Annotated in this window: 19 protein-coding genes; 18 read left to right on the forward strand and 1 reads right to left on the reverse strand. The window is 36.9% G+C overall.

Annotated elements, in window-relative coordinates:
* Window positions 1-54: 54 nt before the first annotated feature.
* The 3 genes from AC4BB7_RS07855 (at window position 55) to AC4BB7_RS07865 (ending at window position 5,482) form a co-directional block, all read left to right on the forward strand.
* Window positions 55-2,328, forward strand: coding sequence for a 5'-nucleotidase C-terminal domain-containing protein (locus AC4BB7_RS07855; RefSeq protein ID WP_490484987.1), 2,274 nt, complete (start codon window positions 55-57; stop codon window positions 2,326-2,328).
* Between the two features lie 413 nt (window positions 2,329-2,741).
* A complete protein-coding gene (locus AC4BB7_RS07860; RefSeq protein WP_490484988.1) occupies window positions 2,742-4,148 on the forward strand; it encodes an NCS2 family permease in 1,407 nt (468 codons plus the stop codon).
* A 137-nt stretch (window positions 4,149-4,285) separates the two neighbouring features.
* Entirely contained in the window at window positions 4,286-5,482 is a 1,197-nt protein-coding gene (locus AC4BB7_RS07865; protein WP_086312868.1) for a multidrug efflux MFS transporter, read from the forward strand.
* A 131-nt stretch (window positions 5,483-5,613) separates the two neighbouring features.
* Here AC4BB7_RS07865 and AC4BB7_RS07870 read toward each other — a convergent pair whose 3' ends face one another.
* On the reverse strand, window positions 5,614-5,805 hold the full coding sequence (locus tag AC4BB7_RS07870) for a YjzD family protein (RefSeq protein ID WP_025868754.1): 192 nt from the start codon (window positions 5,803-5,805) through the stop codon (window positions 5,614-5,616).
* A 154-nt stretch (window positions 5,806-5,959) separates the two neighbouring features.
* Between AC4BB7_RS07870 and dnaE the strand changes: the two genes are divergently transcribed.
* The 15 genes from dnaE (at window position 5,960) to AC4BB7_RS07945 (ending at window position 23,821) form a co-directional block, all read left to right on the forward strand.
* Window positions 5,960-9,292 carry a DNA polymerase III subunit alpha gene (dnaE, locus tag AC4BB7_RS07875; RefSeq protein ID WP_490484989.1) on the forward strand — a complete coding sequence of 1,111 codons (3,333 nt, stop codon included), beginning with the start codon at window positions 5,960-5,962 and terminating at the stop codon, window positions 9,290-9,292.
* Between the two features lie 172 nt (window positions 9,293-9,464).
* Window positions 9,465-10,427, forward strand: coding sequence for a 6-phosphofructokinase (pfkA, locus tag AC4BB7_RS07880; RefSeq protein WP_086312870.1), 963 nt, complete (start codon window positions 9,465-9,467; stop codon window positions 10,425-10,427).
* An 83-nt stretch (window positions 10,428-10,510) separates the two neighbouring features.
* Window positions 10,511-12,268 carry a pyruvate kinase gene (gene pyk / locus AC4BB7_RS07885; protein WP_086312871.1) on the forward strand — a complete coding sequence of 586 codons (1,758 nt, stop codon included), beginning with the start codon at window positions 10,511-10,513 and terminating at the stop codon, window positions 12,266-12,268.
* A 186-nt stretch (window positions 12,269-12,454) separates the two neighbouring features.
* Window positions 12,455-13,474, forward strand: a complete 1,020-nt coding sequence (gene adhP, locus AC4BB7_RS07890) for an alcohol dehydrogenase AdhP (RefSeq protein ID WP_086312872.1) — start codon at window positions 12,455-12,457, stop codon at window positions 13,472-13,474.
* Window positions 13,475-13,690: 216 nt separating this feature from the next.
* Complete coding sequence (locus tag AC4BB7_RS07895) at window positions 13,691-14,203, forward strand: GNAT family N-acetyltransferase (protein WP_490484990.1); 513 nt, start codon at window positions 13,691-13,693, stop codon at window positions 14,201-14,203.
* A gap of 46 nt (window positions 14,204-14,249) precedes the next feature.
* Window positions 14,250-14,405, forward strand: a complete 156-nt coding sequence (locus tag AC4BB7_RS07900; protein WP_170922937.1) for a hypothetical protein — start codon at window positions 14,250-14,252, stop codon at window positions 14,403-14,405.
* 253 nt (window positions 14,406-14,658) lie between these two features.
* Entirely contained in the window at window positions 14,659-14,961 is a 303-nt protein-coding gene (locus tag AC4BB7_RS07905; RefSeq protein WP_086312874.1) for an Fpa/YlaN family protein, read from the forward strand.
* Window positions 14,962-14,964: 3 nt separating this feature from the next.
* Window positions 14,965-16,158: an FtsW/RodA/SpoVE family cell cycle protein gene (locus AC4BB7_RS07910; RefSeq protein WP_490484991.1), complete on the forward strand. Its 1,194-nt coding sequence runs from the start codon at window positions 14,965-14,967 to the stop codon at window positions 16,156-16,158.
* 100 nt (window positions 16,159-16,258) lie between these two features.
* Window positions 16,259-19,687, forward strand: a complete 3,429-nt coding sequence (locus AC4BB7_RS07915) for a pyruvate carboxylase (RefSeq protein ID WP_490484992.1) — start codon at window positions 16,259-16,261, stop codon at window positions 19,685-19,687.
* A gap of 19 nt (window positions 19,688-19,706) precedes the next feature.
* On the forward strand, window positions 19,707-20,828 hold the full coding sequence (locus tag AC4BB7_RS07920) for a CAP-associated domain-containing protein (protein ID WP_086312877.1): 1,122 nt from the start codon (window positions 19,707-19,709) through the stop codon (window positions 20,826-20,828).
* Window positions 20,829-20,830: 2 nt separating this feature from the next.
* Window positions 20,831-21,262, forward strand: coding sequence for a YlbF family regulator (locus AC4BB7_RS07925; protein ID WP_086312878.1), 432 nt, complete (start codon window positions 20,831-20,833; stop codon window positions 21,260-21,262).
* Window positions 21,252-21,602 (forward strand): YlbG family protein, encoded by a 351-nt coding sequence (locus AC4BB7_RS07930; RefSeq protein WP_490484993.1) that lies wholly within the window; start codon window positions 21,252-21,254, stop codon window positions 21,600-21,602. Before AC4BB7_RS07925 ends, AC4BB7_RS07930 begins: the two co-directional genes overlap by 11 nt.
* A 108-nt stretch (window positions 21,603-21,710) precedes the next feature.
* Complete coding sequence (rsmD, locus tag AC4BB7_RS07935) at window positions 21,711-22,274, forward strand: 16S rRNA (guanine(966)-N(2))-methyltransferase RsmD (protein WP_086312880.1); 564 nt, start codon at window positions 21,711-21,713, stop codon at window positions 22,272-22,274.
* Window positions 22,267-22,767: a pantetheine-phosphate adenylyltransferase gene (gene coaD, locus AC4BB7_RS07940; RefSeq protein WP_086312881.1), complete on the forward strand. Its 501-nt coding sequence runs from the start codon at window positions 22,267-22,269 to the stop codon at window positions 22,765-22,767. The genes rsmD and coaD overlap by 8 nt, the downstream gene beginning before the upstream one ends.
* Window positions 22,760-23,821: a SepM family pheromone-processing serine protease gene (locus AC4BB7_RS07945; RefSeq protein WP_490484994.1), complete on the forward strand. Its 1,062-nt coding sequence runs from the start codon at window positions 22,760-22,762 to the stop codon at window positions 23,819-23,821. Before coaD ends, AC4BB7_RS07945 begins: the two co-directional genes overlap by 8 nt.
* Window positions 23,822-23,824: the final 3 nt, after the last annotated feature.

Genomic DNA, 23,824 nt, shown 5'->3' on the forward strand with positions numbered 1-23,824 from the left:
CTTGTTACTATTTAAATAAGTATGTTTGGAATCAAAAGTAGAGGAGTTATAGGGATGAAAAAGTGGCAAAGTTCTTTGTTAACTGTATTGTTTACTATTGGGGGAATCACTGGCGGAGGAGTCTGGAATGCGGAAGTTGTTGATGCACAGACAGTCAACGGGACTGAACAAAATAATCTGTCACGTGAACAACAAGCTCAGGAGGAGGAAATTCCATTTCAAATTTTAGGAATCAATGATTTTCACGGCGCCTTAAATACGACTGGATCATTCTTCGATGATGAAGGTAAAAAAGTAGCGAACGCTGGAACAGCACCACTACTTGCAGGCTATCTGAATCGAGCGCAGGAACAATTTAAAACAGCGAATACCAATGGGCAAACATTGCGTGTGCAAGCTGGTGATATGGTAGGTGCAAGTCCAGCCAGTTCTGGGCTGCTTCAAGACGAGCCGACGATCAAAGTGTTGAATCAAATGGATTTTTCTGTAGGAACATTGGGAAACCACGAATTTGATGAAGGGCTTCAAGAATTTCATCGAATTATGAGTGGTGAAAAACCAACGGATGATCCGTATGGCATTTTAATGGCTTATCCTAGAGAAGCCTCTAAAACTCAGATTGTAATTGGAAATGTTGTTAAGAAAGGAACAGAGGACATTCCTTTTGGTTGGCAACCTTATACAATCAAAGAAGTGGGAATAGCAAATAACAAAGTAAAAGTCGGTTTTATAGGAGTTGTTACAACGGAAATTCCTAACTTAGTTTTAAAGGAACATTATGAAGCATATGACTTTTTAGATGAAGCAGAAACGATCGCTTATTACTCTAGTAAATTGAAAGAACAAGGTGTGAATGCTATTGTTGTGTTAGCACATATTCCTGCCACTAGTAAAGCTGATAAAGTGAACGGTGAAGCAGCAGAAATCATTAAAAAGGTCAATGAAATCTATCCAGAAAATAGCGTGGATGCTTTTTTCGCAGCGCATAATCACCAATATACAAATGGTGTAGTCGATAAAACAAGAGTTGTTCAATCGACATCACAAGGAAAAGGGTATATTGATCTACAAGGAACATTGGATCCTAAAACGAATGATTTTATCGAGACGCCAAAAGCAAAAGTCTTACCAGTCGATCCTACAGCAAAAGATGTTCCTAAAATCGATGAAAAAGTTGCAGCCACTGTAAAGGATGCTCAAGAGCGAGTATCAGAAGTAACCAATAAAAAAATTGGAACAGCGAAAGAAAATGGAGCAATCACCCGAGACGTGAATGAATCAAAAGAATCTCCTCTGGGAAATTTGATTACTGATGGACAAGTTGCAATGGCTAGAGCGAAAGGGATCGAAGCTGATTTTGCTATGACAAATAATGGTGGAATTCGTGCTGATCTTGATGTTAACGAAAATCGAGATATTACGTGGGGAGCGGCTCAAGCGGTACAGCCATTTGGAAATATCATGCAAGTAGTTGAAATGACAGGGACGCAAATTGAGCAAGTCTTAAATGAACAGTATGATGAAGAAGAACGCTACTTTTTACAAATTTCTGGTTTGACCTATACCTATGTAGCTACTGATGATCCAGATCAACCATTTAAAGTAAACGATATGCATAAAAAAGATGGTACGCCAATTCAAGCGGATCAATCGTACTTAGTTGTAATCAATGACTTTCTATTTGGTGGTGGGGATGGTTTCTCTGGATTTACTGGAGCGAATTTAGTCAATGCGATTCAACCTGATACTGAGACTTTTATTAGTTATATAGAAAGCAAAGAAGCGGCTGGTGAATTGATTACAGCATCAATTGAAAATCGCAAAAAATTAGTTGATCTGACAGAGCCAGAAGTGCCAGATACAAAAGAAGCGGAAGAAAAAATCAAAAAGGCAACGGTTTTCGATCCTTTATATGAAGACGATGAATTGTTAAGAGGTGTCACATTGCCAAATGCAACGATTGTACTCTACGCTGGAGAAATCCCTCAAACAACTACAAGAGATGCAAACATTGAAGGCGATTTAGTTGGGCAAGCTGATTCGGAAGGTCGAATCAAAATCAATGTTAATTCATTGAATCTTAAAGGGAAAAAGAAATTGACCGCAGTAGTTTTTGACGAAGAGAAAAATAAAGTTGTGTTTCCAATCGAGATTTTACCTCAGAGGCAGGTGGTTTTGGAAACATCTAATCCAAAGGAGCTTTCTAAAACAGAGTCAAAAAAAGAATTACCGAAAACTGGAGAGCAACGAGCTGTTCCTATGGGATTATTCGGTGTCTTAATAATTAGTACCACCTTTGTTGTTTTGTGGAAGCGAAACATACTATAGCTAAAAAGCCTTTACAGTTACGTTTTTATCCAGTGACTGTAAAGGCTTTTTCATTTCATTAGAAATCAAAGGCTGTGAAGGGCTATCAAAAAAATTTGTAAAAATAGAGTGGAACGAATTACCAACATATAAACGAAATCAATTCAATGACAAAAGAACATTTTTAAGAGTTGACGAAAATAAAGAAAGATTAACAAAAATACAAAACACGAACATTTATAAATAAAATGAGGTTTAAAGTTAATATTTTGTTGAAATGGAACCGATGTTACCTTATACTTTAAAAGTATTCATCAGGAAATCAACAGATGCACTTATTATTTTAAAATAGTTCGATCTCTAAATAGCAGTGTTAAAGAGAGAATTGAATGTTCCTGATGAAATTTTAGGGTTAAAGGGAGAGAGACAATTTCATGGAAAAGTTTTTCAAGTTAAAGGAAAACAAAACAACTATTTCAACTGAAATGGTGGCAGGGGTAACGACATTTTTCGCAATGAGCTATATTTTATTTGTAAACCCGTCAATCTTATCTCAAACGGGTATGCCGTTTCAAGCAGTATTTTTAGCTACGATAATTGCATCGATCATTGGTACATTGATCATGGGATTATTCGCGAATGTTCCTTATGCACAAGCACCAGGTATGGGTCTAAATGCGTTTTTCACTTTTACAGTTGTTTTTGGGTTAGGGTATACATGGCAACAAGCCTTAGCAATGGTATTTATCTGTGGGTTGATCAATGTTTTGATTACTGTAACCAAAATCCGAAAATTGATCATCAAGGCAATACCTGAAAGCATGCAGCATGCAATTGGCGGCGGTATTGGGATTTTTGTTGCATATGTAGGAATCAAGAATGCAAAATTATTAGATTTTACTGTACAAGCTGATCCTACTAAAGGTGTCGTCAATGGAGATAGTATTGTTCCTGCTTTGGGGAATTTTAATAATCCAGAAATTATCTTAGCTGTTATTGGTTTGGTTTTGACCACCGTTTTAGTTGTTTTAAATATCCGTGGTGCTATTTTGATCGGTATTGTAGCAACAACGATCATTGCGATTCCACTAGGCGTTGTTGATTTATCAACAATTGATTGGCAGGCAAATTCTTTAGGGAATTCTATTAGTGAGTTGGGTACGACTTTCGGCGCAGCATTTGGTGCTGATGGGATGCAGTCATTATTTAGTGATGCATCAAAAATTCCTCAAGTTTTAATGACGGTGATTGCGTTTAGTTTATCGGATACCTTTGATACAATCGGTACATTTATCGGAACAGGACGCCGCACAGGAATATTTTCTAAAGAAGACGAATTAGCACTGGAAGACAGTAAAGGATTTTCTACAAAAATGGATAAGGCTTTGTTTGCAGATGCGATTGCGACGTCGATCGGTGCTGTTTTTGGAACATCGAATACAACGACTTATGTAGAAAGCGCTGCAGGTATTGGTGCTGGTGGACGAACTGGCTTAACTTCAGTTGTCGTTGCCGCTTTGTTTGCATTAAGTAGCTTATTTTCACCGTTGATCGCAATCGTTCCAGCACAAGCCACTGCACCTGCTTTGATCCTAGTTGGTGTCATGATGCTTGCTTCATTTAAAGATATTGAATGGACGAATTTAGAAGAGGCGATTCCTGCATTTTTTGCATCGATTTTTATGGGCTTATGCTATAGCATTTCTTATGGTATTGCTGCTGGATTCATTTTTTATGCAGTAGTTAAACTTGCAAAAGGTAAGTTCAAAGAAATTTCTCCAATTCTTTGGGTCGTTAACGCGTTATTTATATTGAATTTTATTATTTTGGCAATTTTATAATTCATTTTTAAGTGATAAAGCTTAGCTGTCTTTTTAGATAGCTAGGCTTTTTTTATGTCTTTACGGAAAAATTTTTTGAGAGATTGAGTATTTTGGAGTATAGTTAATAGTGAAGAACTTGTGAGGTGTGCACGAACATGAAAATTGATTGGAAAAAGAATTTAATGGTTGCTTGGTTGGGCTGTTTTTTTACTGGTGCAAGTATTAGTCTGGTAATGCCTTTTATTCCTGTATATGTTGAACAGTTGGGAACACCTAAGAATCAGGTTGAGTTGTTTTCTGGACTGGCCATATCTGTTACAGCATTTGCAGCGGCGATCGTAGCACCGATTTGGGGTAATTTAGCGGATAGAAAAGGTCGCAAGCTTATGATGATTCGAGCGGCAGCCGGAATGACGATCACGATGGGTTCATTGGCATTTGTCCCAAATGTTTATTGGCTTTTGATCATGCGTTTTTTTAATGGTATCCTTTCAGGGTATATTCCAAATGCAACGGCAATGATCGCATCACAAGCGCCGAAAGAAAAAAGCGGCTGGGCATTAGGGACTTTATCGACGGGAGCTATTGCCGGAAACTTGATTGGACCTTCTATAGGTGGGGCCTTGGCTCAATGGTTTGGTATGGAAAATGTATTTATCATCACAGGAGTTGTCTTGTTGATCACGACTTTATTGACTATTTTTATGGTAAAAGAAGAATTCCAACCGATCGAAAAGAAGGATTTATTAAGTACAAAAGAAATTTTTTCAGCAATGGATCATGTTTCAATTTTGATTGGGTTGTTTGTGACGACTTTGATTTTACAAATTGGAGTTACAAGTATCAGCCCAATTTTAACATTGTATATCCGTTCGTTGAGTCAAGATACTGGCAATATTTTATTTGTCAGTGGGTTAATTGTTTCTGTTGCGGGTGTATCGGCAGTGATATCGTCACCAATCCTAGGCAAGCTTGGCGATAAGATCGGTAATCATAAAGTGTTGTTAGCAGGCCTGCTGTTATCGCTGATTTGTTATGTTCCTATGGCATTTGTTAAAACCCCTTTTCAATTAGGATTGTTACGCTTTTTTCTAGGGTTTTCAACAGGGGCTTTGATGCCATCGATCAATACGTTGATCAGCAAAATCACCCCATCTGAAGGTGTTAGCCGAATATACAGTTATAATCAAATGTTTAGTAATTTTGGACAAGTTTTAGGTCCTATGATAGGTTCGACTGTAGCGCATGGTATGGGGTATAGTGCAGTATTTATTGTAACAGCTTGTTTTGTATTGGGGAATATTTGTCTTTCTTTATTCAATTTTCGCAAAATTTTAAATAAAAGACTATAAATAGTTGAAAACACAAAAAAACCAGTTACAATGTGTGTAGTAACTGGTTTTTTAAAATCATCATTTTCAAGTGAAAAGAGATGAGACGAAAGCTGTATTCTAAAGAACAAGCTTAGGTCCCAACCTTGAAGTTATTGAACACTTTTAGTGGTTTCTTTTTTTGGCAATGCGAATTGACCAATTAATAAGATAATCACACCGGTAATCAATGATATAATAGTTGTCAGCATAAAATCGTATGTTCCGCCGTTTAGGGCGCCGCCGATATATCCGACCACTTGTCCTAGTAAAAAGGACCACAACAATACAAGAATGTAACGCATGGATTGCACCTCTTTTCTAGGTATAGTTTAGCACAATTTTCTTAAATGTAAAGAAATTGAAAGGTACATTTTTTTGATTTATGACCATCATAATAAAACGCTGAGATCAGGTTTTGTGCATCTGTTTCAGCCTCATATAAAAAGGAGATGTCTTATGCCCTTTCCACAATTATATACAATTACTTCCTATTCATTATTATCTAGTACCATCCGCATTCCTGAACTAGTACAACAAGCAAAAAAATTAGGATACACGACCTTAGGAATCGCAGATATCAATGTCCTTCATGGCGCTATAGAATTTTTTGAAGCTTGTAAAAAAGAAGCCATCAAACCAATTATTGGTTTGACTTTAGAGTATACTCCACCTAAATCTGAGCAGACGGTACAATTATTACTGTATGCTAAAGATTTACAAGGTTATCAAAACTTAATGAAAATTTCTACTGCAAAAATGAACAGTGAGCGAATCTTTTATTTAGAAGAGATTAAAGAACACCTGAATCATTTATTTGCTGTGATGCCTTCCGATAAAGGAGAAGTCGCTCTCTCATTAAAATCAAGTGAAAATGAGGCAACTGAAAGCTTAGAACAGTTAGTGCGCTATTTTGACCCAGCTAGTTTTTTTGCTGGTGTTTCATTTACATGTAATCCAGAAACGGATCCACTACTTTTCCAATTTTATGAAACAAAACATCAACAACTCCTTGCTTTGCAGGAAACACGCTATCTAAATCGTGAAGACGGCTTTGCTTTGAAAGTACTGGCTCATATAAATGAAGGTCAACAAATGACATTAAATGCTGAAGAAACTGAGATCGAAGGCCCTTTTTACCTCAGAAACCAAGTAGACGCGGCAGAACAGTTACGTGTAAAAGTAGGGGAACTAGCTATTCACAATGCGGAGAAACTTGCGGAAACTTGTTTTCTGGACATTCCGTTACATCAGCGTTTGTTGCCTCACTATCCGATTCCAAATGGTAAACAAGCTGGAGAATTTTTAAAAGAATTATGTTTGGAAAAACTACCTGAGCGTATCCCGACTATCACTTCTGAGTATGAAGAACGCTTAGCCAAAGAGCTTGATATCATTCACACGATGGGATTCGATGATTATTTTTTGATTGTCTGGGATGTAATGGCTTTTGCTCATGAAAGAAAAATCGTAACAGGTGCTGGTCGAGGATCTGCCGCCGGTTCATTAGTCTCCTATGTGTTATCGATCACGGATGTTGATCCAATCAAATATGATTTACTTTTTGAGCGATTCTTAAATCCAGAAAGACACTCAATGCCAGATATCGATTTAGATATTCCAGATAATCGCCGAGAGGAAGTCTTGCAATATGTTCGTACGAAATACGGTCATTATCATATGGCACAGATCGCAACTTTTGGTACGATGGCAGCAAAAATGGTTCTAAGAGATGTTGCTAGGGTTTTTGGTTTATCCCAAAGTGAATCAAATCGCTGGTCTAATGCAGTACCAAGTGCGCTTAAAATGACATTAAAAACAGCCTATTCTGATTCAAAAAAATTAGTAGAATTGGTGAATTCTTCAGAGACAAATCGTTTGTTGTATGATACAGCTGTTCGCCTAGAAGGTCTACCACGTCACGTTTCAACTCATGCAGCAGGTGTGGTGATCAGCGATCTAGATCTTTTAGATATCGTTCCATTACAGCCGGGTTCAAATGATATTTTTTTGACGCAGTTTACGATGAATGATGTTGAAAAAATTGGTTTGTTAAAGATGGATTTTTTAGGGTTGAGAAACTTGTCGATTATTGATGATACAATCAAATCAATCAAACGAGTCTATGAAAAAGAAGTCATACTAAATCAGATTCCATTAGATGATGAGAAAACACTAGCGTTGTTCAGAAGAGGGGAAACGAGTGGTGTTTTCCAATTTGAATCGGCAGGAATCAGAAATGTATTGAGAAAGCTTGGTCCAACGAGTATTGAAGATATTGCGGCTGTTAATGCTTTGTATCGACCTGGTCCAATGCAAAATATCGATTTGTTTATTCGTAGAAAAAAAGGTCAAGAACAAATTGATTATCCAGATGCTGTTTTAGAGCCTATTTTAAAGAACACGTATGGCATTATTGTGTATCAGGAGCAAATCATTCAAGTAGCTTCTAAAATGGCGGGCTTTAGTTTGGGCCAAGCTGATATTTTAAGACGTGCAGTTAGTAAAAAGAAGAAAGATGTGCTGGATGAAGAGCGAAAACATTTTGTTGAAGGTGCTAAAAGGCAAGGGCATACTGAAGAATCCGCGACTACGATTTATGATTATATTGAGCGATTTGCTAATTACGGTTTTAACCGATCTCATGCTTTTGCTTACTCATTTATTGGGTTTCAAATGGCCTACTTAAAAGTTCACTTTCCTGGAGCTTTTTATGCGTCGATTCTACATTCAGTAAGGCACAATCCAAATAAAATTAAAGAATACATTGGTGAAGCTCGTAAAAATAAAATGACAATTTTACAACCGTCGATCAATACTAGTCAATATAGTTTCTTTTTAAATAACAATGATCAAATCATGTTTGGTTTTAGTTCGTTGAAAGGGATCCGTCGTGATTTCATTCAAAATATTTTAGATGAACGTAAAGAGCGGGGATCGTTTAAAACGTTTGATCAATTTTTACTTCGTATCGACCGAAAGTGGTTGAAGGCAGAAAATATTCAACCTTTGATTGCTATAGGTGCTTTCGACGAATTACAGCCAAATCGCCGTCAACTGTCAGTTAGTTTGGATAGTGAGATTCAAAATATCATTTATAGCGGTGGGAGCATGAATCTATTAGAAGACACGTTGAAATTGAAAGAAGTCGAGGTTGCTGATTATTCTTTAGAAGAGAAACTAGAGCAAGAAGAACAGTATTTAGGCGTTTATTTATCTGGTCATCCTACAGAAGAATTTAAAAAAACTCGATTAGCCAAGCAAGTGATGCTGGTCAGTGATGTGGTGGAAAATCAAACTGCACGTCTATTGATTTATGTAAAGGATATCCGAGTGATTCGGACGAAAAAAGGGGAACAAATGGCTTTTGTAGAAGGGGATGATTTAACTGGATCATTATCTTTAACACTTTTTCCAACCGTTTTCAGAACGCTTCGTCAAAATGTTGAAAAAAACCAAGTTTATTTCGTAGAAGGGAAAGTAGAAAAAAGCAATTACAATCAAGAGCTTCAATTATTAGTAAATAAAATTGAAAAAGCTAGTGATATTGAAAATAAAATTAGTGCAACGACTTGTTATTTAAAAATCATCGAAACAAAAGATCAAAAAGAAGTGTTACAACGTATTCATGATGTGCTCCAAACACACAAAGGCAATACACCTGTAATTATCTACTTTGAAAAAAACAGGAAAAAATTAGTCTTGAGTGAAGAGAACTGGGTATCGGAAACATTGATTGTAAAAGAGCAATTAGAGGCGATTTTGGGTGATCAAAATGTTGTTTTCAAATGATTTACGGTAAAAAATACTAATTGTTTTCATCTTTTTTCAATTATTTCTTCTTAAATCAAGACATTTTGCACTATTAATGGTAAAATGAGTGACGTAATATTTTTGAGTAATGAATAACTGTAACAAATACACGTTACAGCTTAAAAGTATAATATATGAGGTGAAAGAACGAATGAAACGTATCGGTATTTTAACCAGTGGGGGAGACGCCCCAGGAATGAACGCTGCAATTCGTGCAGTGGTACGTAAAGGGATTTTTGACGGGATCGAAGTTTATGGTATTAACTACGGTTTTGCAGGTTTGGTGGCTGGTGATATCCGCCGCTTAGACATTGCAGATGTTGGCGACAAAATTCAACGTGGAGGAACTTTCTTATATTCTGCCCGTTATCCAGAATTCGCAACAGAAGAAGGCCAACTAAAAGGAATCGAACAATTGAAAAAATTCGGCATCGAAGGTTTAGTTGTTATCGGCGGTGACGGATCTTATCACGGTGCCATGGCACTGACAAAACGTGGTTTCCCAGCTGTAGGTATTCCAGGGACAATCGATAATGATATTCCAGGAACAGATTTTACGATTGGTTTTGATACTGCGATCAATACCGTATTGGAATCGATTGACCGTATTCGTGATACTGCAACTTCGCACGTTCGTACATTCGTTATTGAAGTAATGGGTCGTGGCGCAGGCGATATCGCTCTTTGGTCAGGTGTGGCCGGTGGTGCGGATGAAATCATCATTCCAGAGCATGATTTTGATATGGTCAATGTCGCTAAACGTATTAGAGAAGGCCGTGATCGTGGTAAAAAACATTGCTTGATCATCTTAGCTGAAGGCGTTATGGGCGGTAATGAATTTGCTGATAAATTGTCTGAACATGGAGACTTCCATACGCGTGTGTCTATTTTAGGACACGTTGTTCGTGGCGGCTCACCAAGTGCTCGTGATCGTGTACTAGCAAGTAAATTCGGTTCATATGCTGTCGAATTATTGAAAGCAGGAAAAGGCGGACAATGTATTGGCATGCTAGATAACCAAGTAGTATCAGCTGATATCGTGGATACTTTGGAAAACCACAAACACAAACCGGACTTATCACTTTATGATTTAAATCAAGAGATTTCTTTTTAAAAGTAAGTTATACGAAGTATCCCTTGAGGAAAATAGATAATCTTCATAATGTATAAACAAAAATGGAATAGGAGCGTTTGGTAATGAAAAAAACGAAAATCGTATGTACGATCGGACCAGCTAGCGAAACTGTTGACATGCTAGTAAACTTAATGAATGCAGGAATGAATGTTTGCCGTTTGAACTTCTCACATGGTGATTTTGAAGAACATGGCAACCGTATCAAAAATATTCGTGAAGCTGCAAAAATTACAGGAAAACGTGTAGCGATCTTACTTGATACAAAAGGCCCTGAAATCCGTACGAACGAAATGGAAAATGGTGCGATCACTTTAAGAACTGGTGATGCGGTACGTCTTTCTATGACAGAAGTCTTAGGAACAAACGAAAAATTCTCAATCACTTACCCAGAATTAATTAACGATGTAAACGTCGGTTCTCATATTCTTTTAGATGATGGATTGATCGATTTAGAAGTAACTGATATCGACCGCACTGCAAATGAAATCGTTACGCTTGTTAAAAACGAAGGCGTTCTAAAAAACAAAAAAGGTGTTAACGTACCTGGTGTTTCTGTAAACCTTCCTGGTATTACTGATAAAGATGCTGCTGATATCCGTTTCGGTATCGAACAAGGTGTTGACTTTATCGCAGCAAGTTTTGTTCGTCGTGCTACTGACGTTTTAGAAATTACTAAAATTTTAGAAGAGCAAGATGCAACACATATCCAAATCATTCCTAAAATCGAAAACCAAGAAGGAATCGACAATATTGACGAAATCCTAAAAGTTTCTGATGGTTTGATGGTTGCTCGTGGTGATATGGGTGTTGAAATTCCAACTGAAGACGTTCCTGTTGTTCAAAAAGAGTTGATCAAAAAATGTAACGCTTTAGGTAAACCAGTTATCACTGCAACTCAGATGTTAGATTCCATGCAACGTAACCCACGTCCAACACGTGCGGAAGCAAATGACGTTGCCAATGCAATCTATGACGGAACAGATGCAGTAATGCTTTCAGGTGAAACTGCGGCTGGGGATTACCCATTAGAAGCGGTTCAAACAATGGCTCGCATCGCTGTTCGCACAGAAGAAGCGTTGATCAACCAAGACTCATTCGCATTAAAATTATACAGCAAAACAGATATGGCTGAAGCTATTGGTCAATCAGTTGGTCATACTGCACGTAATTTGGGTATTCAAACAATCGTTGCTGCAACTGAATCAGGTCATACAGCTCGTATGATTTCTAAATACCGTCCAAAATCTCATATTGTTGCGATTACATTCACAGAACAAAAAGCTCGCAGCTTATCATTATCTTGGGGTGTTTATGCAACTGTTGCTGACAAACCAGCAAGTACAGATGAAATGTTCAATTTAGCTACTCACACTGCTCAAGAAGAAGGTTTTGCAAGTGAAGGCGACTTGATCATTATTACAGCTGGTGTACCAGTAGGCGAAAAAGGTACAACAAACTTAATGAAGATTCAAATGATCGGATCAAAATTAGTTCAAGGTCAAGGAATCGGCGAAGCTTCAGTTATTGCTAAGGCAGTTGTAGCGAATACAGCTGAAGAAGCTGTAGCAAATGCAACAGAAGGGTCTATCCTTGTTGTAAAAACAACCGATAAGGATTATATGCCTGCAATTGACAAAGCAATTGCTTTAGTTGTAGAAGAAGGCGGATTAACTTCTCATGCAGCAGTTGTTGCAATTGCGAAAGATATTCCAGTAATTGTTGGTGCAGCTGATGCAACAAACTTGATTGCTAACGATGAATTGATCACTGTTGATCCTCGTCGTGGTATTGTATACCGTGGTGCAACAACAGCAATCTAAAAGAATAATGATACCAATTAAAAGAGTGGAATGAATCATGCAAAATGATTCATTTTCACTCTTTTTTATTACATTTGAACAAAGTTTCTTTTATTGTGAATTTCTTCTCAAAAAGACTATTAAAACGATTTCATACATGGTAAAATATAATTGTTACTATATAATATTAAATACAGGAGTGATAGAATGAAGGCAGCTGTTGTAACTAAAGAAAATAATGGAAAAGTAGAAATCAAAGAAGTAGACGTTAGACCCCTAGAAGCAGGTGAAGCGTTAGTCGATGTAGAATATTGCGGCGTTTGTCATACTGATTTACATGTGGCTCATGGAGATTTTGGGGAAGTACCAGGCAGAGTGATCGGTCATGAAGGTATTGGAATCGTTAAAGAAATTGCACCAGGTGTGGAGAGTCTTAAAGTTGGGGATCGTGTAAGTATTGCATGGTTCTTTGAAGGGTGCGGAACTTGCGAGTACTGTATTACAGGTCGAGAAACATTTTGTCGCCAAGTAAAAAATGCTGGATTTTCAGTAGATGGTGCGATGGCAGAACAATGTATCGTTAAAGCAGACTATGCTGTGAAAGTCCCAGAAGGATTAGATCCAGCCCAAGCAAGTAGTATTTCTTGTGCGGGGGTTACTTGTTATAAAGCAATTAAAGTTTCAGATGTAAAACCTGGACAGTGGGTTGCTATTTATGGTATTGGAGGTTTAGGTAATTTAGCGATTCAATATGCCAAAAATGTTTTCAATGCTAAAGTGATTGCCGTTGATATCAATGATGATAAACTAGAATTTGCTAAAGAGCTAGGTGCTGACTTAGTTTGTAACCCATTGACAGATGGCGATGCAGGAGCATGGATCCAAGAGAAAGTTGGGGGCGCTCACGCTGCGGTTGTTACAGCTGTTTCTAAAGTTGCATTTAACCAAGCCGTCGATTCAGTTAGAGCTGCTGGTAAAGTTGTTGCAGTTGGTTTGCCACCAGAAACAATGGACTTAGCTATTGTAAAAACTGTATTAGATGGGATCCAAATCGTAGGTTCACTAGTAGGGACCCGTAAAGATCTGGAAGAAGCATTCCAATTTGGTGCAGAAGGCAAAGTGGTGCCAGTTGTAGAAACACGTTGCTTACATGAAGTTAACGACATTTTTGAAGAAATGGAACAAGGGAAAATCAAAGGAAGAATGGTCGTTGATTTAAAGAAATAAAACTGACTAATGAAAATCAAATAGAATAGTAAGAGCCCCTTAAGAGAAGACGTTAAGTTTTGTTTTTTAAGGGGTTTTTATGTAAAAAAAGAGAACTTTCTTATCTGTAAAATGTTCATCTTAGGTACATTAATAGCTTCTTAAAATAGATTCTGTTACTATTAATAATAGTATTTCTGTACAATATAAATACTAGTTTGAGGAGGAGGGATGCGGATGATCATTCGTTTAGAAAATCAGGCTGATTTTGCTAAGATTTATCACTTCACGAAAGAAGCTTTTGAAACTGCAAAAGTTAAAGATGGTGATGAGCAGAACTTTGTTGAGCGCTTAAGGAAAAGTGAGAACTATTTGCCGAATCTTGCTTTTGTTGCTGAAAAAAATGAAGAAATCGTGGGACATATTATGTTGTCAAAAACGAGTATCTCAAGCAAGAATAAAATAAGCGAAGCCTTGGTTTTAGCTCCTTTAACAGTCCGTTTAGATCAAAGAAATCAAGGGATAGGCGGAGAGTTGATTGCTATTGCTGAAAAAGAAGCTAAAAAATTTAACTATCAAATGATTATTTTGATTGGGGATCCAAGCTACTATAGTCGTCATGGATTTGTACAAGCAAGTACATATGGAATTATTTCAGATAAGGAGTTACCGCCAGAATATCTACTAGCTAAAATTATCAATCCATGTAACATCAAAGATTTTGCTGGTACTGTTTTTATTCCAGTTTAAATAAATTACTTTATACGTTAATTCATCAATTAGAGGAGGGGCAATTATGAAAGAGAGTGCAAAAGCAGGCATTTCATTCGGTTGTGCTTTAGCTTTAGTTATTTCATATGTTAATTGGCACAGTATTCTTTGGGCAATATTTCACGGCGCGTTGAGTTGGTTTTATGTTATTTATTACGCAATCGTTTATGGTTTAAATTAAAATAAAAAAAATATATCTGTGATAAAGAAATGAAAATAAAATTGAAGGGATCCTTCAATTAGGCTATTTTTGGTGAATTTAGTGATCAATTCGTGTTTATTTCGAGAATAGCTGTAAGAACGGTGAGATTTTTGATCATTTCCATTGGTGAATAATTAAAAAAAAATTAAACAGACGATTTTCAGAAAATTTCTGTTAATAAAGGCACAAATTATGCTATAATTACATAATTAAGATGGGAGGTTTAGTGCACATGGAATCCATTTCAAAAGATTTTGCTATTCAGCTGTTAAACGATGATGCACAAAGGATCATGATGTTGATCCGTAATCAAAAAAATAGCCTATGTATTTCCCAGTGTAAGGCTTTTGAGGAAGTCGTAGATACACAAATGTATGGTTTTTCTCGTCAAGTGACCTATGCCATTCGGTTAGGTATCTTAAGTTCCAAACAAGGACATCAATTGCTAAGTGATTTAGAAAAAGAACTTAATCAATTATATAGTGACGTTTATGAGGAAACACAAGAAAAAAAAGAAAGTGGCAAGGAGGTTTAAACTTTGCCAAACAAGATAAAAAAGAGGCATCTGTTAGATTATAGCATTTTGATCCCGTACTTAGTCCTTAGTGCAGTGGGATTGATCATGGTATACAGTTCAACATCCTCTTTGTTAGTTTCACAAGGAAAACCGCCGACCGGCATGGTTATTACGCAATTGGAGTTTTGGCTTTTAAGTTTAGTTGCAATGTTTTTTATCTATAAGATGAAAACCGCTGTCTTTCAAGTTAAAGGATTTATCATGTTTGCAATCGTCGTTATCTCAGTTTTACTGTTAGCTGTTCGATTTACAACATTAGGTGCGGAGATCAATGGAGCCAAAGGGTGGATTCAAATTGGTTCATTTTCAATGCAGCCTGCTGAGTATTTAAAAATCATGGTGATCTGGTATTTAGCGTATATTTTAGGACGAAGACAGAAATATATCGATAAAGAATTTAAAAAAGCTGTATTTAGACCGATGCTTTTGGTTGGTTTTTTAATTTTTCTTGTTGCGATTCAACCCGACTTGGGAAATGCAGCTATTTTGACTTTATTGGTGATTATCATGGTACTTGCTAGTGGTGTTAATTACATGTATACATATGTAGTTGGCGGTGCTGGAATTTTAGGTAGTATTGCTGTTATTCAAACTTTACTTTTAACTGGAGGCAGTTTTATTCCTGATAGGTATCAATATGTGTATCAACGTTTCGCTATTTTCTTGAATCCATTTAAGGATGAACGAAATGCTGGTCATCAGTTGGCTAATTCTTATTATGCGATTAACAATGGCGGCTGGTTCGGAAAAGGGTTAGGCAATAGTATTCAGAAAAAAGGTTTTTTACCTGAAGCACATTCTGACTTTATTTTTGCAATCACAATCGAAGAATTAGGTTTGTTTGTAGCACTGATTATATTAGCAATCTTGATGTTTATGATTGCTCGAATTATTTTAGTTGGTGTACGATCTAAAAAACCATTTAATTCGCTAATGTGTATTGGGATTGGATCAATGCTGTTGATTCAGGTTTTTATCAATCTCGGCGGAATTACTGGAGTGATTCCTTTGACAGGAGTAACGTTCCCTTTTCTGAGTCAAGGGGGAAATAGTGTATTGATTATTTCTATCGCTGTAGCTTTTGTATTAAACATCAGTGCGGACGAGAAAAAACAAAAAATGGACCAAGAATACCAATTACTTGGTAATCAATAAATAAATGAGGGTAACAAGAGCTGAAATAGATGTAAAGACTAGTTTCATTAAGAGTTGAATAATTCTGTTTTAGCCTCAATAAACGGGTAGGAGTGAAAAAATGAAAAAAGTTTTAGTAGCAAATCGTGGAGAAATTGCAATTCGAATTTTTAGAGCCTGTACAGAGATGCACATCGGGACAGTAGCAATCTATGCAGCAGAAGATGAATATTCTGTTCATCGTTTTAAGGCTGACGAAGCCTATTTAGTTGGTAAAGGGAAAAAGCCGATTGAAGCCTACCTTGATATGGAGGATATTATCCGAATTGCCAAAAAATCAGGAGCTGATGCGATTCATCCAGGTTATGGTTTTTTGTCTGAGAATCTAGAATTTGCTCGTCGTTGTGAAGAGGAAGGTCTTATTTTTGTAGGACCAACATTACATCATTTAGATATATTTGGAGATAAGATCAAAGCAAAAGAAGCCGCTGTGGCAGCAGGTATAGCATCAATACCAGGTTCTGATGGACCTGTTGACTCAGTTGAGGGTGTTTTAAATTTTGGTAGAACGCACGGCTTCCCAATTATGATCAAAGCAGCTCTTGGCGGCGGTGGACGTGGCATGCGGGTGGCTCATGACGAAAAAGAAGCTAGAGAAGGTTATGATCGGGCGAAAAGTGAAGCGAAGGCTGCATTCGGTTCTGATGAAGTCTATGTAGAAAAATATATCTCCAATCCAAAACATATTGAAGTTCAAATTTTAGGGGATAAGCATGGAAATGTAATTCATTTATTTGAGCGTGATTGCTCGGTTCAGCGTCGTCATCAAAAAGTTGTAGAGGTAGCTCCTTGTGTGTCAATGAGTGAAGAGAAACGCAAAGAAATCTGTGAGGCTGCGGTTCAATTAATGAAGCATGTTGGCTATGTTAATGCTGGAACTGTTGAATTTTTAGTCGAAGGGGACCATTTTTATTTTATCGAAGTCAATCCACGTGTTCAAGTAGAGCATACGATTACTGAGATGATCACAGATATTGATATTGTCGTATCTCAATTGCAAATTGCGCAAGGTCTTGATTTGCATAAAGACATGAAGATTCCTCACCAAGAAGAAATCACTTTAAATGGAGCAGCTATTCAATGTCGAATCACAACGGAAGATCCATTGAACCATTTTATGCCAGATACCGGTAAGATCGACACGTATCGTTCACCAGGTGGTTTTGGTGTGAGGCTTGATGTTGGTAATGCTTATTCTGGAGCAGTAGTCACTCCGTATTTCGATTCTCTTTTGGTAAAAGTTTGTACGCACGGATTTACTTTTGAAAAAGCTATCCAAAAGATGGAACGATGCTTAAGAGAATTTAGAATTCGCGGTGTAAAAACAAATATTCCATTTTTGCACAAGGTGATTGCTCATCCACAATTTCAATCTGGTGAAGCGAAAACAACCTTTATTGATAATACACCACAATTATTCGAATTTCCGAAATTAAGAGACCGAGGCAACAAAACCATGAAATATATTGGTGAAGTTACGGTTAATGGATTTCCTGGAATCGAAAAATCAACGAAAAAATATTTTGATGCACCACGTATTCCAACTGACTTAGAGTTACGAAGTGATTATGTAACTGCTAAAAATATTTTAGATAAAGATGGTGCAAAAGGTGTAATCGATTGGGTCAAGAAACAAGAAAATGTGCTATTGACGGATACAACTTTCCGTGACGCTCATCAAAGTTTATTAGCAACTCGTGTAAGAACACAAGACTTCAAAGAAATTGCGCGCTTAACTGGTGAAGGATTACCAGAGCTATTTTCTAGTGAAATGTGGGGCGGTGCTACTTTTGATGTTGCATATCGCTTCTTAAATGAAGATCCATGGCAAAGACTTCGCAAAATTCGTAAGTTAATGCCAAATACGCTGCTGCAGATGCTATTTAGAGGATCAAATGCAGTCGGTTATCAAAATTATTCTGATAATGTTATTGAAGAGTTCATTAAAGAATCAGCACGTCAAGGTATTGATGTGTTCCGTATTTTTGATAGTCTAAACTGGCTACCGCAAATGGAAAAAAGTATTCAAGCAGTTAGAGATACAGGTAAAATTGCGGAAGCGGCTATTTGTTATACTGGTGATATCAATGATCCAACTCGAGCAAAATACAATGTTGAATATTACAAAAATATGGCTAAAGAGCTTGAACAGATGGGCGCTCATATTATTGCCATTAAAGATATGGCTGGGTTGCTAAAACCACAAGCCGCGTATCGTTTGATTAGCGAACTAAAAGATACAACGGATTTACCGATTCATTTGCATACGCATGATACAAGCGGCAATGGGATTATCACTTATTCAGCAGCAACTAAAGCAGGCGTAGATATTGTCGATGTGGCGACAAGTGCAATGAGTGGCGCAACCAGCCAACCTAGTATGAGTAGTTTGTATTATGCTCTGGTCAATGGTGATCGTACGCCAGATGTGAATATTGACAATACACAAAAAATCAATCACTATTGGGAAGATGTTCGGATGTATTATAAACCATTCGAAAATGGTTTAAATGCGCCGCAAACAGAAGTCTACATGCATGAAATGCCAGGCGGACAGTATTCTAACTTACAGCAACAAGCGAAAGCAGTTGGATTAGGACATAAATGGGATGATATCAAAAAAATGTATCACACCGTCAACCTGATGTTTGGAGATATTGTGAAGGTCACACCATCGTCAAAAGTTGTTGGTGATATGGCACTTTTCATGGTTCAAAATAATTTAACTGAAAAAGATATCTACGATAATGGAGAAGAATTGAGTTTTCCTGAATCAGTAGTAACGTTTTTCCAAGGAGATTTAGGTCAACCTGTAGGTGGATTTCCTAAAGATTTACAAAGAATTATTTTAAAAGGACGTCCAGCGTTTACTGAAAGACCAGGAAGTTTAGCAGCACCAGTTAATTTTGATAAAGTAAAAGACGAATTGGCTGAAAAAATCGGTTATGAGCCAAAATTGGAAGAAATTTTGAGCTATCTGATGTATCCTCAAGTATTTCTGGATTATCGCACATCGTATCAAAATTTTGGAGATGTGACATTATTAGATACACCAACGTTTTTCCAAGGAATTCGTCAAGGTGAATCTGTAGAAGTTCAAATTGAAAAAGGTAAAACGTTGATTATTCGCTTAGATGAAATTGGTGACCCTGATATTGAGGGGAACAGAGTGTTGTTCTTCAATCTAAATGGTCAACGCCGCGAAATAGTTATAAAGGATACCTCTATCAAATCTTCTGTTCAAGCAAAACGTAAAGCAGAGCCGACGAATAAAGAACAAATCGGTGCAACAATGTCAGGATCTGTTCTCCAAGTGTTAGTTAATAAAGGAGATAAAGTTAAAAAAGGTGATGCATTGTTAGTCACAGAAGCGATGAAGATGGAAACAACAATCGAAGCACGTTTTGATGGAATCGTTGAACATATTTACGTTTTTGAAGACGAACCAATCAGTTCTGGTGATCTATTAATAGAAGTAAAAGAAAATTAAACGAAAAGTGGGGGAAAAGATGAAACGATTTTTAGTTTTTTTAGGCGTTTTCTTTGTAGTCCTGATAGGTGGTTATTTACAGCCTGTCTTTTTCCCTGCTGATAACATGCAGCAAGAAGCAGATCATGGGAGGCAGGTTGTCTCCCATACTGCGTTACCGTATGAAGAAATTTCAACTTCTGGTTATGCTGCGTACATAGGTAAAGAAACAGCTGATTTTGTGACTAAGTTCGGTGAGCCGATTGAAAAGCAACAAACAGGCATGGGCTATGAACTATGGGTGTATGGTGAAAAAGATACGGATTATCTCGAAATAAATGTTCGAGATGGAAAAATTTCTGCAATCAAAGCGTTTAATGAGTCAAAAGAGACGATGCCATTTTCAATTGGGATGAAACTATCGGACGTTTCAGAGTTGATGACTATTTATTCAAATTTTGCGTTTACATATAAAGAAAACAACTATAATGTTGAGCTAATGGAAGAAGATATGAATTATCGTCCGCTAATAGCGTTTGATAATAAGACATTTGCGCTCTTATTTTTTAATCATGGTACTGGGAAGCTTGCAGCCGTTACGTATTTAGATAAAAAAACACTATTGACAATAATGCCTTATCAATTAGTTGAAGGTGAAGTCATTCCTATTTCAGTAACCGACCAAGTGTCAGGTTTTGATGCAATTAAAAGCCACCAAGTTATCCAAATCATCAATCTGTTGAAGCTTAAAGAAGGTTTACCAGCCTATCGGGTAAACACTGAAAGTCAAAAAAATGCTCAAAAACTTTTTGATGCTCTGCTTAAAAATCAAAAAAACATTCTTTCGCTAGAGCGAGCAGAAAATTGGCAGTTTAGTAAAGAGCAAATGACAGCTGAGACTGTTTTTACGTTAACCAATGACGAGTACCAAAAGTTATTGAAAGTGGGCCAATTAGACAAGAAAAAAGCCACTGGAATGTACACAGAGCCAGTTTATGACCCTACATTTACCGTGTTATCATGGTTTTCTGATTCATTGTACCATTCGCGATTTGCCCATCAAGAAAAAGAAGACATTGGCGTTGCGTTCTCTAAAGCAAGTATGTTAGTCTTATTACAAGAAACAGAGAAAGAAATATCTCAAACAGAGGAAAGTGAATAAGTATGATAGTTACAGAAAAACTTTTTGAAATAGAAGATCAGACGGAAAAGCTCGTACAAGCGATTTTAACGAGTAAGAGTATTGAATCTTATAAAATAAATCGTCAGTCAATGTATGGATCAAAAGATGTTCGTGACAAACAAAAAGCATTTTTAGATGCAAAAGATGCTTTTGAACGAATTGAAGCATATGGCAATCACGCACCTGATTTTCGCACCAAACAACGAGCAGTTCGTCAAGCAAAACGAGCACTGGATCTGAGTGAGGAAGTTGCAGAATTTCGTTTCTCAGAAACAGAGATACAGACGATTCTAGATTTGGTGGGTATGTCAGTAGCGAAAACAATTTCTGACGACATTAAAGTAGATGCTGGAAATCCGTTCTTTGAAAAAGGGAAACATTCAGGTTGTGGAGGTAGTTGTCATGCAAGTTAATGAAGAAAAAGATTTTACTATCCAAAAGCGACGTTGTTTAGTCGTTTGGGTGTATAGTTTAAAGCAATTAAAAACATTAAAACGTTTTGGATTGATTCATTATGTATCCCGCCGTATGAAATATGTTGTCATTTATATGAATGAAGAGGACATCGAAAGTTCAGAAGCTAAAATCAATGGACTGCATTTCGTGCGCAAAGTAGAACGATCTTACCGTCCAGATGTGGAAATGAATTTTGCTGAAAAAATCGGCACAAAGGCTGCGTATCAATATGAAAAAGAAGAAGGATTTGAAGTCGAAGAATTAAATACTCAAATTCGTTTGGCTGAAAATGTGTAAAAATCGAGATGAAAAATGTGAACCAACTTCAAACATTTTTCATCTTTTTTCTGTATAGTGATATACTAACAAATGTATATTGAACGATTATGTAAAGGAGTGTAAAGGATGCGGGTTATTTCAGGAGAATATGGAGGACGGCGTTTAAAAGCATTAGATGGTGATAACACACGCCCTACAACTGATAAAGTGAAAGAATCGATTTTTAATATGATCGGTCCATATTTTGATGGAGGGACTGCGTTAGATTTATATGCAGGAAGTGGTGGTCTTGCGATCGAAGCGGTATCTAGAGGAATGGATCTTGGAATTTGTATTGAGAAAAATTTTTCTGCTATTAAAATCATTAAAGAAAATATCGATATCACGAAAGAACCAGCTAAGTTTGTGATCAAAAAAATGGATGCTAATAAAGCGCTAGAGTTTTTAAAAGAAGAAAAAGCTGTGATTGACTTAGTCTTACTTGATCCTCCTTATGCTAAACAGGAAATCGAAAAACAACTAGCGCAAATGCTTGCTTATAATTTGTTGAATGATGATGCAGTCGTTGTTTGTGAGACAGATAAATCAGTAACATTACCTGAAAATATTGGAGCACTAGTAAAAACTCGTGAAACTACTTATGGCATTACACAAATAACAATTTATAGACAGGAGGTAGGAGATGACTAAAATTGCCCTTTTTCCTGGAAGTTTCGATCCTTTGACAAATGGTCATTTGAACCTGATTGAACGTAGTACGAAGATGTTTGATACAGTGATCGTAGGGATTTTTGTTAATACAAATAAAACAGCTCTTTTTAGTGTAGAAGAAAAACTTGCTTTGATAAAAGAAGCGGTTGCTCATTTAGAAAATGTAGAAGTGATCGTTCAAGAAACAAAACTTACTGTGGAAAGTGCTGCAGACTTAGGTGCTAACTTTTTGATTCGAGGAATTAGAAATGTTAAAGATTACGAATATGAAAAAGATATTGCTAGGATGAATCATCATCTAGCACCCGAAGTTGAAACTGTTTTTTTATTAGCAGATGAAAACTATGCCCATATTAGTTCAAGTTTGTTAAAAGAAGTGCTGAAATTTGGCGGAGATGTTTCTAGCTATTTGCCAATGGCTATCAATCAAGCACTAAATCAAAAGAATCGTGAGATGAAGCTGAATGAATAATGAGCATGACGAAAAAATATCGATCAAGTCGATGCTGCCTTTTGCACTAGTTATTATCTTGATCATTATAATGATCTTTCCCATCCCTTATTATATTGAAGGACCAGGCACGACTGAGAATTTAAAAGATTTTGTGACAGTTGATAATAAAAAAGACTCGGAACCAGGTGCGTTTTATTTAACGACGGTTGGTGTGCGCAAAGCCACATTAGGTTCAGCTCTGAAAGCAAAATTTTCTGATTTTGAGGAATTAGTAAGCAAAGAAGAGTTGATGGGTTCAAGTACAAACACTGAATATGAACGTATCCAGCAATACTATATGGATTCTTCTAAAAACGCTGCTATTGAGCAAGCTTTAAAACTTGCTGAAGTCCCATATAAAATGCGTTTTAAAGGCGTCTATGTTTTAGCTATAGAGGATAATTCTAGTTTTAAAGGGAAAATTTCTGTGGGAGACACGGTAACTGGAATCGACGGTAAAACATTTAAAAGCAGTGAAGAGTTTGTAGAATACGTAAAGATGCAAAAGGTTGGACAAGAAGTTACTGTACGTTATTTACAAGATGGTGCGTCGAAAGAAGCAACTGGGAAACTGATTGAACTGCCGACCGATAAAAAGGCAGGTATCGGAATTGGTCTGACGGATCATACTGAGATCGATTCATCGATTCCAGTCGAAATCGATGCAGGAGATATTGGCGGACCATCAGCTGGCTTGATGTTTACACTAGAGATTTACGAGCAGTTGACGCATAAAGGCATACGTAAAGGACATAAAATCGCTGGAACAGGAACAATCAATAGCAAAGGGATTGTTGGAAGAATCGGTGGTATCGACAAAAAAGTTGTTACTGCTAGTAAAAATGAAACAGAAATCTTCTTTGCGCCGGATGATGATATCACTGAAGAGATGAAGAAGACAGAGCCAGGAATCAAAACCAATTATGAAGAAGCAAAAGCTGCTGCTGAAAAAATTGGAACAAAAATGAAAATAGTACCCGTTAAAAACGTACAGGATGCTTTAGATTATCTGGAAACACTGAAAGAAAAGTAAAAA

The sequence above is a fragment of the Enterococcus sp. AAFC-DPL-5182 genome (assembly GCF_058216605.1).